Here is a 16,008-nt window from a genome sequence, read left to right on the forward strand (position 1 = left end):
ACCATACACTTTACACCAAAGCTCGGCGGCGGTTCAACGGCAATTGACTTGAGGGGAATTAAATCTGGTTTGCGTGTTCCTTGGCGGCGGCTTCGGAGACGCTCTTGGCGTTTTTTGTTTGCAGATTCTCAACCAGTTTCAGCGTCGCTCGCAGTCGGGAGGCAAGCACTTTCAGAATGGGCATGAGCGCTTTGGGGTTGTGAATGGACATGGAGTTGAAGGTGTCCTGAGTCAGCACATTGATGGAACAGTCTTCGAGGGCGCGCACGGTGGCGGAGCGGGGCAGGCCGTCGATGAGGCCCATTTCGCCAAAAATATCGCCATTGGTGAGGATGCCAATGATCTTTTTCTCACCCTTGGTGCCCAGCTTGGAAACCTCGACTTTTCCGGTTTCGATGATGTAGGCGCAATCACTCAGGGTTCCTTCCTGAATGATTTCCTTCCCCTTTTTAAAGTAAATGGTTTTCATGGCGCGTGTTCGCAGACTGAATGATGTTGGACAATCGAACGGTTAAACTCGTGACCTGCCCCCATTATATAAGATTCTTTGGTGAGACAAAAGGGGAGCTTTTTTCATAACCCTATTAAAATATAAAAACGATTGAAAAATCAGGGGGCAAACGTCCCTTGGAAGGCGCATGGCTTTGAAAGGTTAAAATAGGTTGCCGGACCAGTTTTTTTCAGAGCCAATACCTGCCTCGAAGTCGCCTCTCCCCCGTCAATTTCAATCATTTATGACGTTACGCAGAATCAACGTCTCAACGCGCCTCCAAGAACCTTGTCGGGATTGGAGTTGCTGGTGCTGACGGCTGTGTTCGGCGTGTATAGGAAAGCGATCATTCCCATAACGATGGCAAAAATAACGAAGGCTTTCCATTGCCCATTCGATTTTCTTGCAACCTTTGCGGGCCTGGGGGCAGATTTCTGGGCTTGTTTGGCGGGTTTGTCCCGAAATAGCTTTGAATTGTAGTTTTGCTTTGTGGCGGTTTTGTTCATTGGGTTCACCTTGAAAAAAATTGCTAAACTTATTACATATATAGCAGTATTTGTGCCAAATTTTTCAAGGCTGGTTTTAAATTCATAACTCCATATGAATAAAGGAATTATGCTTCAACTGGCTTTTCTGAGCCTGAAGGCGTGCGGAGCAGGAAGTCTCAATATGATCTAAATGTATATCAAAATGAGATAATATATCAAATTGAGACTGGAGGGTTCAGGATGTTTTCCGGTAACGCTTCATCTTCCTGTAGATGGTGGCGCGGCTGATGCCCAGCGACTTGGCCGCTTCGGGGAGCTTGCCCTGATGCTGTTCGATGGCTTGCAGGATGGCTTGTTTTTCGATTTCTTTAAATGAAGTGTCCTGCGTTTCGTTCCTGACTTTAGCGGGTGTTGCGTTGGAGACATTTGCCTGTTTTTGGGGAAGTGTCGGGAAATCTTCATTCCAGCCCAGTCGTTGTTCCTGAATTTTGAAGGGCAGGTCTTCAATCTGGATCGCATCCGTCCGGGTTTGGACGAGGGTTCGATACAGAATGTTTTCCAGTTCCCGAACGTTTCCCGGCCAGGGGTAGCGGATGAGGGCTTCCATGGCGTGGGAGGTGACGGTGTTGATGTGCTTCTGCGTCTGGTGCTGGAATTTTTTCAGGAAATGATTGACCAGAGGGGGGATGTCGTCCTGGCGTTCGCGCAGGGGAGGCAGGATGATGGGATACACCATGAGGCGATAGAACAAATCGCTTCGAAACGCGCCCCGCTCGACTTCCGTCTCCAAGTCCTTGTTGGTTGCGGAGATGACGCGCAGGTCCACGCGGTTTTTCTTGTTGCTACCGACGCGTTCATAGCTTTTGTCCTGCAGAAAGCGTAGCAGTTTGACCTGCATGTTGGCGGGCATTTCGCCGACTTCGTCGAGAAAAAGAGTGCCGCCGTGAGCGAGTTCGAGTTTGCCGATGCGTCCTTGATCGGCGCCGGTGAAGGAGCCTTTTTCATGACCGAAAAATTCGCTTTCCTGGAGCGCTTCGGGAATGGCTCCGCAATTGATCGCCACAAAATTTCCCGCCTTGTAGGAACTGTTGTAATGAATGGCGCGAGCCACCAGTTCCTTGCCGGTGCCGCTTTCTCCGAGGATCAAAACATTGATATTGATCTGCGAGACTTTTTCAATATGGGCGAAGACTTGCTTCATGGGCAGGCTTTGCCCGACGATATTTTTGTAGCCGTAGGTCTGTTGCAACTCGCCTTGCAGGCTGGCGATTTTCTGCACCATGGTGTTCATTTCGACGGCCTTGGCGACGGTGGTCTGCAGGCGGATTTTATCCAGCGGCTTGAGCATGTAATCAAAGGCGCCCAGCTTCATCGCTTCGACGGCGGCGCTCAGGTCTTTTTCATCGGTCAGGACGACGACGGGGATATCGCGGTTGGCGAGGCGAAAGCGCTTCAAAAGATCGAGTCCCTTGGAAGCAGGTTCGATGTTCATGCAAATGGCGGAGGGGTTTTCATCGATCTGGTTCAGGCACAACTCGCCGTCGGAGAAGGTTTCGACCTGGTAACCCTGTTCGGAAAGCCAGGAGTTGATCTGGCTTCCATGGCCTGGATTGTTGTCTACAATGAATAAGGTTTGTTGCGTCATTTTGGATTATCCGGTTTACTCCGGGCAACCTCTGGAGTGGCGAAAACCCAGCGTCTCGGCTTCGAGCTTGCTTCCGAAAATTAGGGCGCCGGGGATATCGGAGGGGTAATCGCTACACAGGGGCCAATAATAAATCCGCGTTTTTGGGTTGCCTATAATACCGTAGCTGAAGATTTCGTCATAGTCCGTGTAGTCGTCTTTGTCAGGCGGAGTGGGCGGTTCTCCGCCCCGCCTGAATTCCCAGGGTGGAATGGGATTGGTTTCCACCCACAGGCCCATTTTGTTTTTCCAGGCCATGTATTCGAGGTTGGAAAGCACCGGGCTGGGCGGTCGTTTCACTCGATAGTGCCAGGCGTAGCCGTAGCGCACGACTTCTTCGTTCAATAATTTGCCGTTGGGAAGCACGACGTCGCCGATCAGGCGACCGTGGTAATCGGCGACCTTGTAATTCACCCGCACGCGTTTGTCGAAAGTCAGTTCCGTTGTGAACTTTCGCGCTTCGTGACCGAAGGATTGTTTCAGTTCGGGCGAGTCGATGTCGGCAAGGCGTATCTTGTACAACTTGTCCTTGTCGTTCATGATGGTGATGTTGTCGCCCGCATCGACGGACACGACGCGCCCCGTCATGGACTTTCCCCAGGCCTGAAAAGGCAGGGCTATCAGAATCAGGGCGCAAAAAGCGGCGAACCGGCTGAATCGATGCGATGTGATGAGGATCGGTTTGCGAGTGGGTTTCATGGCGCCGGACGGATGGGAAGGTCTTCCGTTCTCAATTGGAATCGGCTTCGCGTTTCTTAATGGGCAGTAATTTATTCAGCCGTTGCATGAAGCGCTTGGCGGTCTCAGGCGTCGATTCCACTTTTCCCAGATAGAGAATGTCCTTGGCGCTGAGAGGCTCGCCGTAAAATTTTTCATTGGAACCTTCGTTGGAGGTGATCACGGTGCCTTTGACCGAAACCCCGGCGAAGGCGCCCATGCTTCTGGAATAGGAATAGATTTCGCCCTGCAGTAGAATGTCGGTGGAGGCTTCGGCATGGCGTCCGACAGGTCCGGCGGAAACGCCCACGTCGGCGCCGAGGGTGAACTGGTTTTTCAGCAGACCCTGCACGCCGGATTCGCTCATGACGAGCAGGAGCAGATCAATGGCTTCGGCTCCGACCTGAAAACCGTAGCTCGCGCCAGCCGTGTAGACGAATGCCGGAGGTCCCCACAGTCCGGTTGTTTTAGAACGCGTGGAAATCACTCCCTGACCGTATCGCGCGGCGAAGATGAATCCGCCCTTGAGCATCTTCGGAAAAATGATGATCGCTTTCGCTTTGGAGAGTAATTCTGTTGGAACATGTTCGTCTTCAGAATGGATGATGTCTTCGACCGCCTGCACCGCGTTGCGTAACAGTTCTTGCTGATCGTCCAGCGCGTGAGCCGTTGAGAAGGGGAGCAGGGTGAGAAGGCATATGAAAACAGTTTGAATGATTCGGTTCATGAATCGCGCTCCGCTGAGTTGCAAAAGGTGGGTGGTTATCGCCTGTTTGACGTCAAGTATTACCAAACTTTTTCAATAGTTTATAGTAAAGGGCGGGTGAAAATCAACTGCCTCGCGCGACGCGATACTGGGGACATCAATAAATCGCTTTACCTGGATGAAACAAGCTCTTAACATGTCGCAGATGAATCCATTTGATGCGGAAGAGTTATTAGGGCCGGAGGGATTGGCGGCTCGGGCCATGCCCGGTTTTGAATATCGCCCTCAACAGGCGGCGATGGCCGACGCGGTTGCGAAGACTCTGGAGTCGGGCGGCCACCTGATGGTGGAGGCGGGCACGGGTACGGGCAAGAGCCTGGCTTATCTGATTCCGGCCGTCTTGTGGGCGGTGCAAAACGACAAGCGCGTTGTGGTTTCCACCTACACGAAGACCCTTCAGCACCAGATCCTGCACCACGATATCCCTCTACTGCGCCAGCGTCTCGGCTTGTCGTTCCGTTACTCCATCTGTCTGGGCCATGAAAATTATCTGTCATTGCGCCGCATGAAGCGCGCCGGTCAGGCGGGTTTGTTTGTTGATCCTGAGCAGGAAGAACAACTGGCGGAGATTTTCGAATGGTCGTCGATGACGGCGTCCGGCGTGAAAGAGGAGTTGGAATTCACTCCCCTGCCGGCGGTCTGGGAAGAGGTGGGTCGGCAAAAGGATTTGTGTCTTGGCAAAAATTGCGAGACCTATCGCGACTGTTTTTATTTCAAGGAGCGCAAGCGCTGGTTCGCTTCGCATTTGCTGGTGGTCAACCATCATTTATTTTTCGCCAACGTAGCGGCGGGCGGCGGCGCCTTGCCACGTTTCGACGCGGTGATTTTCGACGAGGCGCAGAATGTGGAGGAGGCGGCGACTTCCTTCCTCGGCCTGGAAGTTTCAAATTCATCGCTCAATTATTTTCTCGACCGCCTTTACAATCCGCGCGGCAAGAAGGGGATGCTGGGTCGTATCGAGCGCAGTTTCTCTCAGGAGGCCATCGATCTGGTGATGAAAACCCGGCGCGCGGCGGAAGCGTTTTTTGCGCAGACGCTGGAGGTTTTCGGGCGCGACCCGCGTAATTTTCGCTTGTACCAGCCGCCGCCTCTGCTCAATGTCCTGTGCGGGCCGCTGGAAGAATTGCGCGATGCCTTGAAGGTTCTGGAGGCGATGATCGGCGAAGAGGAGGAGAGCGTCGAGTTCACCTACGCTTCCAACCGGTGCATGGATTTTTACAACGCCATCAATGTCGTGATGGGACAACAATTGCCGGGCTATGTTTATTCGCTGGAGATCGTCGATAAAAAACGTTTCCGGCGCGTGTCCTTTCAGGCGGCGCCGGTGAATGTGGCGGAGGAGCTCAAACGGCAGGTTTATGAAACTACGGATCGCATCGTTCTGACTTCGGCGACGCTCACGGCGAACGGGAAATTTGATTTTGTGAAGGGGCGGATCGGTTTTGAACCGAACGATGAACTCACGCTGGATTCTCCCTTCGATTACGCGCGTCAGGCCTTGCTCTACGCGCCTGCGGATCTGCCGGAGCCTTCGGAAGAGCCGGATGTGTACGCCACGGCGATCGCCGCGCGATCGAAAGCCCTGGTCGAGGCGTCGGGCGGTCGAGCCTTCATCCTGTTCACCAGCTACGCTTTGTTGAATCGGGTTTACGAGAAAATGGAAACCCTGGTGTCGCAATTTCAATTGCTCCGCCAGGGCGATGCGCCGCGCAGTCAAATGATCGAGCAGTTCAAGCGCAAGCCGTCGATCATTTTCGGGACCAATACTTTCTGGCAGGGCGTGGACGTTCCCGGCGAGGCCCTGCAATGCGTCATCATCACCAAACTGCCTTTCGATCCGCCGGGCGAGCCCTTGACCGAAGCGCGTATGGAAGATTTGAAGAAGCGCGGCATCGATCCCTTTTCGCGTTACCAGATTCCGCGCGCGATTTTGCAACTGCGTCAGGGCTTCGGTCGCCTGATCCGCAAGGGCACCGACGCCGGAGTGGTCGCCATACTGGATTCGCGCGTGGTGCATCGCAGTTACGGAAAAAAATTCATCGCCTCCCTGCCGCCTTGCCGCGTCACCGAGTCGATGGACGAGGTGCGCCAGTTTTTCACTTCCGATGAAAAAGCGGAACTTGTCATTTAACATATGAGTGATTGCATATTATCAAATTTTTGTTTATGACCCGCCCAATGAATCTAATCGTTTCTGAAGACAACCAAACCTGGACTTTGCGTGACAGCGTTGTCTGGTTCTTATTATTTCTCATCTTGCTCACGAGCAACCTGGCCTTGCGATACCCGCTTTTGATTAATGCCGAGATGTTCATGAACGGCGACGAGGCGTTTGTAGCGGATAAATTAATTCTCACTCTTGAAGGGCAAGCGTTCACGTTTTATTACGAAGACAATCGTTATGTGGGCGCTCTGATCGATTTTCTGGTGGTTCCCTTTATATGGCTTTTGGGGCCAGTGGCTTTGGCTTTCAAGACAGCGATCGTTTTTATGTTTTCTTTGTACGCGTGGACCCTGTGTCTTTTGGTTCGACAGATTGATGCGTCCCTAGTGGGTCTTACGGCTGTGTTGACGGTTCTGGTCTCTCCCGCTGTGATGGAAATCAGCGTATCGTTCATGCCGCATGTGTTGATCGGAGTCCTTGGGAACATCTCATTTCTGCTTCTTACAAAATTGATAAGGGATAAGGACAGCGGGAAGTGGACGGTTTTTCTGTTGTGTGCGGTTTCAGGAGCGGCGGTTTATGTCTATACGTATTCAGTCCTGTTTATTGCTTCTATAATTGGGATTGTGTTGCTGACCGATTCACGTTGGCCGACTCTTCGTGAGAAAATTTCATTTAGTTTTTTCAGGTCGTTGTTTTTACGTTTGAATTCCAAGAGAGAGAAAATTGCGAGAGGATTCGATGTGTTGATGATTCTTTTCCTCTGCGCAATATTGTTTGCTTACGTGTTCGGAGGGTTTGGTTTTGATATCGGCGGGGTGACCTTGTTTCAGATCAATAACCTGCATAAACCGGTAGGGCAATTGGCGGTCTTGATCGTGTTGCGCGTGTTGATTTATCGTAAGGATATTTCGAATAAGTGGCGAGCCTTGCGCTCTTTTGTCGACGCGATGGCTCCCGAAACGCGACAGGCTCTGACATTGGGCGTGTGTGGTTTTTTGATAGGTATTTCGCCGCGAATCGCCAGCATCGCCAGCGGAGAAACCAAGCGTGGCGGGCAGGGTTTTGATATGGATTTCATGCCGCTTCGGCTCTTGCAACACCTTTGGGAGTTGTTGTTGCGCCATGTTCCCGAACTGATTGGCGCCGCACGGGGGTTGCGGGCGGCGTCTGAGAGCGGACATGTGACCGCGTTGACGTTAGTTTCAGGCGTTGTGATGTTTCTGGTCGTTTTCGCTATAGCGGCATATTTTAAAGAGAGCTGGGCGCACGTGAAACAATTGCTATGCATGCGACCGATGGTATTCACTCCGCATTTATTTTTTATTTTTTACCCTCTCATTGTTTGCGGCGCTAATATCGCCACCCAAAACGGACCTTTGATTCGATACCTGTTGCCTTTGTATGGCGCGATAGTATTCTGGTTGGCTTGGTTTATGATTCGAATTCGTCAAAAGTCCATGATGTTGTTTGTGGCCGGGCTGATGGCATGGATGTATTTGTCGATGGACAACCTTCATCAATTTTACAGTCAAAAAGATATTCTTCGTGGAGCGACCCCGGTAATACGGGTTGATCCGGCGCGTGAGGTTATCAACTTTGCGAAGGCGAATTCCATTCCACTGGTTTACAGTCGTTTTGTGCTGGCGTCGCGCGTATCGTTTTTCAGTCGTCAAACGATCCATGTTGCGGAGTACACACGTTCGCCCAAGGGTAAGTTGAGAAATCGCACAGCCATGAACATTCCAGTTTTTTGTATTGCGATACCAATCAACAGCAAATCGGAACAGAAGCATTACGAATTATTTTTTCAAGAAAATGGAGTGAGTTTTCAAAGGGCCGTGTTGGAGCATCACATCATATACTGGGATTTTGAGGGGCAAGAGAGCTCCATCAATCAATTGCGCTCTATGTTTCCATAAAGGTTGAGGGTCGTGGAGATTCAACTTCAAACAGAAGCGGGGGCGGTGACGCCGAAGCGGATATTCTGCATCGGCAAGAATTACGAAGCGCATGTGCGCGAGCTGGCGGGTACGGCGCCGGAAGAGCCGATCGTTTTCATGAAGCCGTCGTCCTGTCTGGTCTTGCCGGGAACGCCGGTGCGGGTTCCGACGCATGGTTCGCTCCTGCATCACGAAGCGGAAGCGGTTCTGCTGATCGGTCGGGAAGCGTCGCGGGTTGATGAAGAATCGGCTCTGGATTGCGTGTCCGATGTCGCTCTCGGGCTGGATTTAACCCTGCGCGATGTGCAGGGGAGTTTGAAGAAAAAAGGGCATCCCTGGGAGTTGTCAAAAGCCTTCGAGCAAAGCGCGCCGCTGGGGCCGCTGGTTCCCGTTTCAAAAATACGCGATCTGGCGCAACTGGAGTTTTCCTGCTCGGTGAACGGCGAACTGCGTCAACAGGGCAATACCCAGGACATGATGTTTTCCATTCCCTATCTGATCCGCTACCTCAGCCATATCTGGCGACTGCAGGCGGGCGATCTGATTTTTACCGGAACCCCGGCGGGAGTGGGGCCGCTGGTCGTCGGCGATACGGCGAGCTTGTCCGGCCCGGAACTCGCTTCCAGCGTCTGGGAGTTTTGCTGAGTCCTTGCCGCGTCGGTAATAGCGCGTCTTGTTGTTCCTCTCAGTATTTGCCGCGAATATGCTGGACGACCTTTTCCTCATAAAAATTTCTCAGATCTTCATGCAGTTCGGCAGACAGGAGCGGGAGCTTCGAGGCCGAAGCGTTGGCCTTCACCTGTTCCGGGCGCGTCGCGCCGGGGATCACCGTGGTCACCGCGTCGTGATCGAGAATCCAGCGCAGGGCCATCTGCGCGCAGGTCATGCCTTCGGGAACCTTGGGCAGAATTTCGTTCATCAATGCGATGCCCTGCGCTAGCGGCAGGCCGGAAAAGGTTTCGCCGACGTTGAAGTGATCCCCGTTCTGATTGAAGTTGCGGTGATCCTCCTGAGGCCAGCTGGAATCCGCGGTGATCTTTCCTGAAAGCAGTCCCGAGGCCAGCGGCAGTCGGACAATGATCGCCACGCCTTTTTCCTTTGCCTTCTCGAACAGCGCCGGGATGGGTTTTTGTCGCAGAACGTTGAAGATAATTTGCAGGGATGCGAGCCCCGTTTGCTTCAGACAAAGCAGGGCTTCCTCCATCGATTCCACGCTCAGGCCGAATTGTTTGATCTTGCCTTCCTGCTTCAATTGCCGGAGCCAGTCGAACAGTTCGCCGGATTGCAGGGTCTCCGTTGGCAGGCAATGAACCTGAGTCAGGTCGAGCGCCTCCACGCCCAGCCGCCTGAGCGAATCTTCCGTGTGCTTGCGGAAGGAGGCGAGGGAGAAATTATCGGGCCAGCCCGGTTCCGGGTGGCGCCCCAGTTTGGTTGCGACGATGATCTGTTCCGAACGTTTGGCGAGGAATTTTTGGATGCGCGTTTCGCTCAAGCCCAGCCCGTAAACGTCGGCGGTGTCGAAAAAGTTGATGCCGCAGTCCACTGCCGTTTCCAAAATACGCTCGGCGGTCGCGTCGTCCACCTTGCCCCAGTCCGCTCCCAATTGCCAGGTTCCCAGTCCAATTTCAGAGACCTCCCAGCCGCAGGAGGAAAATTTTCTATATTTCATAAGAGACCGCCTTTACATGTTGTCTTAAAAATTCGTATACTTCGAGACGTATCATTATTCACACCCGAATGTGTTTATCAATAGATTGATTGGAGACGACGACGTGAAACGCGTTTTTAGATACCTGTTATTGTTTGAAGAGAACGGCAAGCGAACCATTGCCGAGGTGGATAGCCAGGAAGCCTACGAGGAATTGAAAGCCGAACTCGACGCCAAGAGCGTGCCCAACGAACTGGTCAACGAGCGGGATATGGAAGAGTTGATCTACCGCGGCGCAACCTTTATCGATTTGCGGGAGTAAAGCGTTTCAACGTCGTTTTCAGGGCTTGCGGTATCAGGAACCGCAATGCAAAATTTCTTTAATCCCAAAACGGTTTATTGTATATTTTGAGCCAAACGACATCGATTCACTTGCATGAAATAGCATATGTTCACTCTCAAGGAATATCGAAAGGGCAAAGCCATTATCCGTCAGGGTACCCACGGCACCAGCGCCTTCATCTTGAAAAAGGGCCGTGTGGAGGTGACTCGCGAAGACAACGGACAGGTCAAAAAAATCTGCGAGTTGAAGGAAAACGACGTTTTCGGAGAAATGGCGATGGTCTCGGACAAGCCGCGTATGGCGACGGTGCGGGCGCTGGAAGATTGCCAGGTTGCGATTCTCACCCAGGAAAGTTTCATGAAACTTCCCAACACCAACCCCGCTGTTGCGCGCATCAAGAAAATCATGGTGGACCGCCTCAAAGGCAAAAAAGGCTGACCGCCTCTTTCCCCCCACTTTCCAGTCAACCCTTCCGACGCTTGATCCCACAACGGTTTCTTGTCTATTTTGAGCCAAAGGACATCGATTCGCTTGCATGAAATAGCATGTGTTCACCCTTAAAATGTTTGTATTGGGCGAAGGATCCCTCTAAAATAAAACCATGGACGAACGATTTGAACCCCTGAAAACGCGCCTGCTGGAAATTTGCGACCGTCTCGATGAAGACGAGCAATCCTTCTTCCGTCCCCTTGTGGAAAATTTCAAGGGAGAGACTTCCGAGTTTCAGCGCATCATGCGCGATCTGGGCAAATTCGGTCCCAAGATTTCCGAGGGATCGACCTTCGCTGTCTATCGCGAAGTGCAGAATATGTTCGACGCCGCCTTCCGAAAGTCATGACCGCCGTTCATCTTGTCATACGCGGCAGAGTGCAAGGCGTGAGCTATCGCGCCAGCGCCGAAGGCAAGGCGAACGAACTGGGTCTGAAAGGCTGGGTGCGCAACCAAAGCGACGGCTCCGTGGAACTGTTCGCCGAAGGCGAACGCTCCGCGCTCGACGCCCTCATCCGATGGTGCCAGCAAGGCCCGCCCGCCGCAAATGTCGCCGACCTTTCCGCCAACTGGACCGAGCCGCAAGGCCTGACCGATTTCAAAATCCGTTGATCCCCCTGCCGCCAGCGACGTGATCGAACTCATCAATCTGGTCAAAATATTCGGAACGTATCGCGCCGTGGACTCGCTGAACCTGACGATCCCGAAAGGCGAGATGTTCGGTTTTCTGGGCCCCAACGGGGCGGGAAAAACCACCACCATCAAGCTCATGACCGGACTGCTCAAGCCCAGCGAAGGGCGGGTTGAGATCGACGGAGTCGCCGTCGAAAGCGCGCCGCAGACCGCCAAGGCGATGATCGGCTACATCCCCGACCGACCCTTCATCTATGAAAAACTGACCGGGCGGGAGTATCTGCGATTCATCGCCGACCTCTACGGCGTGCCAGACGAAGCCGCGCAGAGCCGGGCCGAACGCTTTCTGGAATTTTTCGATCTGGCCGACGCCGCCAGCCAGCTGGTGGGAAGCTACTCGCACGGCATGCGGCAAAAACTCATCATCTCCGGCGCCCTGATCCACACCCCGAAAGCCGTCATCGTCGACGAACCGCTGGTGGGCCTGGACCCCAAAGGCGCCCGCCAGGTCAAACGCCTGTTCCGCGAACTGTGCAACGCCGGAACCACCATCTTCATGTCCACCCACTCGCTCCCCATCGCCGAGACCATGTGCGACCGTATCGGCATCATCCAGAAAGGCCAGATGATCGCCGTCGGCACCATGGACGAACTGCGCGAACGCGCAACCCACGAAGGCGAAGGCCTCGAAGAAATCTTCCTGAAACTCACCGGCGACCACGGCCTCGACGACCTCTTCAAAGAACTCAACCTGCTGGATGACTGAACGCGCGTTGCGCGTGGCATTGAGTGAAAATTGTCGGGCTTCCAATTGCGCTCAAGGGGATGGATAGTAGAGCGAGTTGAGCGTTAAGGCCCCGGCGCGTCGCCGGGCGTTAGAAAGCCACCCTCACCTGTGTCCTCTCCCTGAGGGAGAGGATGGACTACGTCCATGGGATAGATGTGGGGAAGTTTCCGATTGCGCACACTGAGATTGGTAGCAATGAAAGCGGAGCGTTAGAAAACCCTCTCCCATAGGGAGAGGAACGGACTACGTCCGCAGGATTAGTGCCGGAACGTTTCAATTGAACTTGATGATATTGATAGCAGTATGAGTTGAGCGTTAGAAAACCCTCTCCCCTACGCGGGAGAGGGCTGGGTGAGGGGGCAGATTTCATCTGCTGGATTAGAGCCGGAAAATTATCAATTGCGTTTAAGCGGGTTGATAGTAAAACGGGATTGGCTTTATGGGCACAGAGGAATTCAGCGCTGATTGGGATTGATTGAACGGTAGAGTTCTTCGAGTACGAATTCCTTATGACGCAAAATTGCGATTTCATTAAATGCTTTAGTTGTTTCTTTTTCACCCCATAAAGTTTCATCCCATGAATCAGCTTTGGATGGCTTATAAGGTTTTGAATAAAAAATAGGGAATTGACTGATTGAATTATCAATTATGATTAACCGTTTTTTTCTGTTTGATCGAATTTTTCAATTTGGATTGTTGCGTTTCGAATTATTTCCATCAGATATTTTACAGGCTCCATCGGGTTGGAGCGCGCAATGGGAGGATCATCGGGGTTTTTTAAAGTTTTGTACACAGCCGAAAACTCCTCTTTGCTTGACCCAATAGCTTTAACCTCAATATCGTATTCTTCACCGTTGATGCGGGCGCTAATGTCTGCTGGACCGCCCCATGCTTCGAGCGAAATGATTTGGTGTCCTTGCTCTTCGAGGTGATTTGCATACAGTAATTCATACAACGATCCCAATTGCTTTTTAGCTGTTTCATGTCGCTTGAAGGCGTCTGTATTTTTTATGATCCAGGTTTCATGAAACCTTTTTTTATAGTCTGGTGTTGTATCCTTCCAAAAGTTCTCTCCTTCCAATAGATATCTATGTACGGGACCCATAATATTTTTTAAATAACCCCTTTGTAAAGCAAGCCACAAGGTCGAGCAATGATGAGCCTTATCGGGTATTTGGCTCTGTTGCATCAGAGCTTCTAGAGTTTCTTCGTTGTGGATGAATACCTTGTTTAGAGCGGGACACTTCTTCCAGACCTCCCTGAGCCCTTTTGGCAACTCAGCATAATCTATGGCTCCGATCGTTTGGCAAATGCAATTTGAATAGTTGGTATTCATGTCAGCAAATAGGTAAATTGAGGATTGGTGAATCCATGTAGGATTACTGCTGGTGTGCCGTGTTTTTTATATGATTCAACGCTTATGGGTATCACCCAATACATGCGAAGGCTGGTTGACTCAGTTGTGGGAACAATGCAATCGAATCATGGAAGGTTTTTCTGGGGTGTCGAAATGGCAATGGACGGCGTCTCTCACCATCAGCTTGAGGCTTTCAATATCGTCCGCTATGGTGAAAATGGAGTGACCGAGGGCGCGGGCTTCGAGGCCGCCTTCAGGAGATTCTTCGACGATGAAAATGATTTCCTGTTGCATGGGTGACTCCTGATTGTTGGGCTTCAATTATAACATGACACTTCGAAGTTTTCATTGAGGACTAGGTCGGCAGGAAAAGGGCTGGAATGTTTCTTTTGCGCCTAAGCGGATTGATAGCAGGGCGGGTTGAGCATTAGGTCTGTGGCGCCTCGCCGGGAGTTAGAAAGCCACCCTCACCTGTGTCCTCTCCCTGAGGGAGAGGATGGACTACGTCCATGGGATAAATGTGGGGAAGTTTCCAATTGCACACACTGAGATTGGTAGCAATGAAAGCGGAGCGTTAGAAAACCCTCTCCCTGTGGCAGAGCCAGCGTGCCGCTGGACCCTTGAGGGATAAAGGTGAGAACGTAATCAATTGCGTTCAGAGATATTGCTAGCAATGCGAGCGGAGCGTTAGAAATCCCTCTCCCGCGAGGGGAGAGGAAAATTATATAAATAGCCCGATTGCGCGCAGAGAGATTGATTGCATTGTGAGCTGAGCGTTAAGGCTACAGCGGCACGCTGGGCGTTAGAGATTTCTACAGCGTTTTCATCTCGATCACGAAGCGGAATTTCACGTCGGACTTTTGCATTCGTATGTAAGAGTCGTTTATTTTCAGCATGGAAATCTTTTCGATTTCAGAGACGATATTATGCTCTCCGCAGAAATCGAGCATCTCCTGCGTTTCTTTAATCCCGCCGATCAATGACCCGGCGACGGCGCGGCGTCCGAACACCAGTTGAGGGGTTTGAAACTTTTCGAATTCTCCAATGGCGCCAACGATGCACATGGTCGAATCGAATTTCAGAAGATTGATGTAGGGGTTCATGTCGTGCGCGACGGGTATGGTGTTGAGCAGAAAATCAAATTTCCCCGCCCATTCGCTCATGGCCTTTTCGTCTGTTGAAATCAAAACCTCATCGGCGCCGAGAGATTTGCCCATCTTGCCTTTCTCCGGCGAGGTGGTGATGATGACGGTGCGCGCGCCCATCGCATGCGCGAATTTGACTCCCATATGTCCCAGACCGCCGAGACCGATCACGCCAACGGTTTGACCGGGCTGAACCTTCCAGTGTTTGAGCGGGGAATAGGTGGTGATGCCTGCGCATAACAGCGGCGCGGCGCCTGCCCGGTCGAGATTTTCCGGGATGCTCAAAAGATATTTTTTATCGACGACGATCTGTTTGGAGTAGCCGCCAAAGGTCAAGCCGCCGGGGTCTTTCGTTTCGCTTCCATAGGTCATGGTGGAGCCGTTCAGGCAGTATTGTTCCAGGTCTGCTTCGCAAGCCTCGCACGAGCGGCAGGAGTCGACAAAACAACCCACGCCCACGCATTCGCCTTTTTTGAAATTTTTGACAGCGCTTCCGACGGCGGTGACGTGGCCGATGATTTCATGGCCGGGCACGAGGGGATAGGCGGAGATTCCCCAATCGTTGTTGACCATATGAAGGTCGCTATGGCAGACGCCGCAATAGTCGATATCGATTTGTACGTCGTCCGGCCCAACGGCGCGGCGTTCGATTTCAAAATTGGTCAGGGTGTCGGCTTGCTTCTGAGCGGCATAGGCTTTCGTCATAATTTATTTCCTTTTCGGTTTTGGATCTGACCGATTGTGGGTGGATGTAGAGTCGATAAATTCGGTAGCGATTTCAAATTACAGTCAGGCGGCAATGAATACGTTGGCTCCATAATCCTTGTGAGATGTTTCAGGATTTTGATTTGATTTTTTTCATGTGTAGTTTTTGTTCGATCCATGATTTAGCCTTTTTCAATTGCCTTGAATCGACTTCTACGGCAACCCTTTCCACCAGGTGAGACAGTTTGACTTTATCCAGCTCGTCTCGCCAGACTTTTTCCGCCTTCCACATGGCGGTTGCAATCAAACATGGATGTTTGTAAGTGGAGGCCGTTTTCATCGCCGCCGGACCCTGTCGCCGAATCTCGGCGCATTCGAATGTAGAATCTCCTCCCTCAATCGACAAAACGATATCTAATAGAGATATTTTTTTAGGACTTTTCCCAAGCCGGTATCCCCCTCTGGGTCCTGACACCGTATCCAGAATCCCATTGCTGGAGAGGGCTTGCAGGGTCTTGGCAAGATAAGGGCGGGGGATGCCATGAAATTCCGCTAAATCGCTTCCGGTGAGGCAACGCCCTTCCGGTAAACCGGCTAAAAAGGTGCAACAGTGAATTGCCCATTCTACAGTCGAACTCAGTTTCATAGA

General features: G+C 52.0%; 18 protein-coding genes. 8 read left to right on the forward strand and 10 right to left on the reverse strand.

Annotated elements, in window-relative coordinates:
- Positions 1-58: 58 nt before the first annotated feature.
- The 5 genes from G3M78_05610 to G3M78_05630 all read right to left on the reverse strand — a co-directional run bounded on the left by G3M78_05610 (position 59) and on the right by G3M78_05630 (position 4,106).
- Complete coding sequence (locus G3M78_05610; GenBank protein QPJ64888.1) at positions 59-469, reverse strand: cyclic nucleotide-binding domain-containing protein; 411 nt, start codon at positions 467-469, stop codon at positions 59-61.
- A 281-nt stretch (positions 470-750) separates the two neighbouring features.
- Positions 751-996 (reverse strand): hypothetical protein, encoded by a 246-nt coding sequence (locus G3M78_05615; GenBank protein ID QPJ64889.1) that lies wholly within the window; start codon positions 994-996, stop codon positions 751-753.
- Between the two features lie 217 nt (positions 997-1,213).
- A complete protein-coding gene (locus tag G3M78_05620; protein QPJ64890.1) occupies positions 1,214-2,623 on the reverse strand; it encodes a sigma-54-dependent Fis family transcriptional regulator in 1,410 nt (469 codons plus the stop codon).
- A gap of 15 nt (positions 2,624-2,638) precedes the next feature.
- Positions 2,639-3,361: a hypothetical protein gene (locus G3M78_05625; GenBank protein ID QPJ64891.1), complete on the reverse strand. Its 723-nt coding sequence runs from the start codon at positions 3,359-3,361 to the stop codon at positions 2,639-2,641.
- A gap of 31 nt (positions 3,362-3,392) precedes the next feature.
- A complete protein-coding gene (locus G3M78_05630; GenBank protein ID QPJ64892.1) occupies positions 3,393-4,106 on the reverse strand; it encodes a lipid-binding SYLF domain-containing protein in 714 nt (237 codons plus the stop codon).
- Between the two features lie 184 nt (positions 4,107-4,290).
- Between G3M78_05630 and G3M78_05635 the strand changes: the two genes are divergently transcribed.
- From G3M78_05635 to G3M78_05645, 3 genes are read left to right on the forward strand one after another with little or no spacing between them, the layout of a single operon-like run.
- Entirely contained in the window at positions 4,291-6,276 is a 1,986-nt protein-coding gene (locus tag G3M78_05635; GenBank protein ID QPJ66779.1) for an ATP-dependent DNA helicase, read from the forward strand.
- A 47-nt stretch (positions 6,277-6,323) separates the two neighbouring features.
- Positions 6,324-8,231, forward strand: a complete 1,908-nt coding sequence (locus tag G3M78_05640) for a hypothetical protein (GenBank protein ID QPJ64893.1) — start codon at positions 6,324-6,326, stop codon at positions 8,229-8,231.
- A gap of 45 nt (positions 8,232-8,276) precedes the next feature.
- Entirely contained in the window at positions 8,277-8,897 is a 621-nt protein-coding gene (locus tag G3M78_05645) for a fumarylacetoacetate hydrolase family protein (protein QPJ66780.1), read from the forward strand.
- Positions 8,898-8,937: 40 nt separating this feature from the next.
- Here G3M78_05645 and G3M78_05650 read toward each other — a convergent pair whose 3' ends face one another.
- Entirely contained in the window at positions 8,938-9,921 is a 984-nt protein-coding gene (locus G3M78_05650; protein ID QPJ64894.1) for an aldo/keto reductase, read from the reverse strand.
- A 103-nt stretch (positions 9,922-10,024) separates the two neighbouring features.
- Between G3M78_05650 and G3M78_05655 the strand changes: the two genes are divergently transcribed.
- From G3M78_05655 to G3M78_05675, 5 genes are all read left to right on the forward strand, one after another.
- Complete coding sequence (locus tag G3M78_05655; protein ID QPJ64895.1) at positions 10,025-10,222, forward strand: hypothetical protein; 198 nt, start codon at positions 10,025-10,027, stop codon at positions 10,220-10,222.
- A gap of 126 nt (positions 10,223-10,348) precedes the next feature.
- Positions 10,349-10,681 (forward strand): cyclic nucleotide-binding domain-containing protein, encoded by a 333-nt coding sequence (locus G3M78_05660; protein QPJ64896.1) that lies wholly within the window; start codon positions 10,349-10,351, stop codon positions 10,679-10,681.
- Between the two features lie 163 nt (positions 10,682-10,844).
- Positions 10,845-11,081 carry a hypothetical protein gene (locus G3M78_05665; GenBank protein ID QPJ64897.1) on the forward strand — a complete coding sequence of 79 codons (237 nt, stop codon included), beginning with the start codon at positions 10,845-10,847 and terminating at the stop codon, positions 11,079-11,081.
- The gene (locus G3M78_05670) at positions 11,078-11,344 is read left to right on the forward strand and encodes an acylphosphatase (GenBank protein ID QPJ64898.1); all 267 of its coding nucleotides are present in this window, start codon (positions 11,078-11,080) and stop codon (positions 11,342-11,344) included. Before G3M78_05665 ends, G3M78_05670 begins: the two co-directional genes overlap by 4 nt.
- Before the next feature lie 19 nt (positions 11,345-11,363).
- Positions 11,364-12,131 carry an ABC transporter ATP-binding protein gene (locus G3M78_05675; GenBank protein ID QPJ64899.1) on the forward strand — a complete coding sequence of 256 codons (768 nt, stop codon included), beginning with the start codon at positions 11,364-11,366 and terminating at the stop codon, positions 12,129-12,131.
- Between the two features lie 673 nt (positions 12,132-12,804).
- Here G3M78_05675 and G3M78_05680 read toward each other — a convergent pair.
- The 4 genes from G3M78_05680 to G3M78_05695 form a co-directional block, all read right to left on the reverse strand.
- Positions 12,805-13,488 (reverse strand): hypothetical protein, encoded by a 684-nt coding sequence (locus G3M78_05680; GenBank protein QPJ64900.1) that lies wholly within the window; start codon positions 13,486-13,488, stop codon positions 12,805-12,807.
- Positions 13,489-13,608: 120 nt separating this feature from the next.
- Positions 13,609-13,803 (reverse strand): 2-oxoisovalerate dehydrogenase, encoded by a 195-nt coding sequence (locus G3M78_05685; protein ID QPJ64901.1) that lies wholly within the window; start codon positions 13,801-13,803, stop codon positions 13,609-13,611.
- A 518-nt stretch (positions 13,804-14,321) separates the two neighbouring features.
- The gene (locus tag G3M78_05690; protein ID QPJ64902.1) at positions 14,322-15,359 is read right to left on the reverse strand and encodes an NAD(P)-dependent alcohol dehydrogenase; all 1,038 of its coding nucleotides are present in this window, start codon (positions 15,357-15,359) and stop codon (positions 14,322-14,324) included.
- A 130-nt stretch (positions 15,360-15,489) separates the two neighbouring features.
- Complete coding sequence (locus tag G3M78_05695) at positions 15,490-16,005, reverse strand: Rrf2 family transcriptional regulator (protein ID QPJ64903.1); 516 nt, start codon at positions 16,003-16,005, stop codon at positions 15,490-15,492.
- Between the last annotated feature and the right edge of the window lie 3 nt (positions 16,006-16,008).

The organism is Candidatus Nitrohelix vancouverensis (assembly GCA_015698305.1).
GTDB lineage: Bacteria > Nitrospinota > Nitrospinia > Nitrospinales > VA-1 > Nitrohelix > Nitrohelix vancouverensis.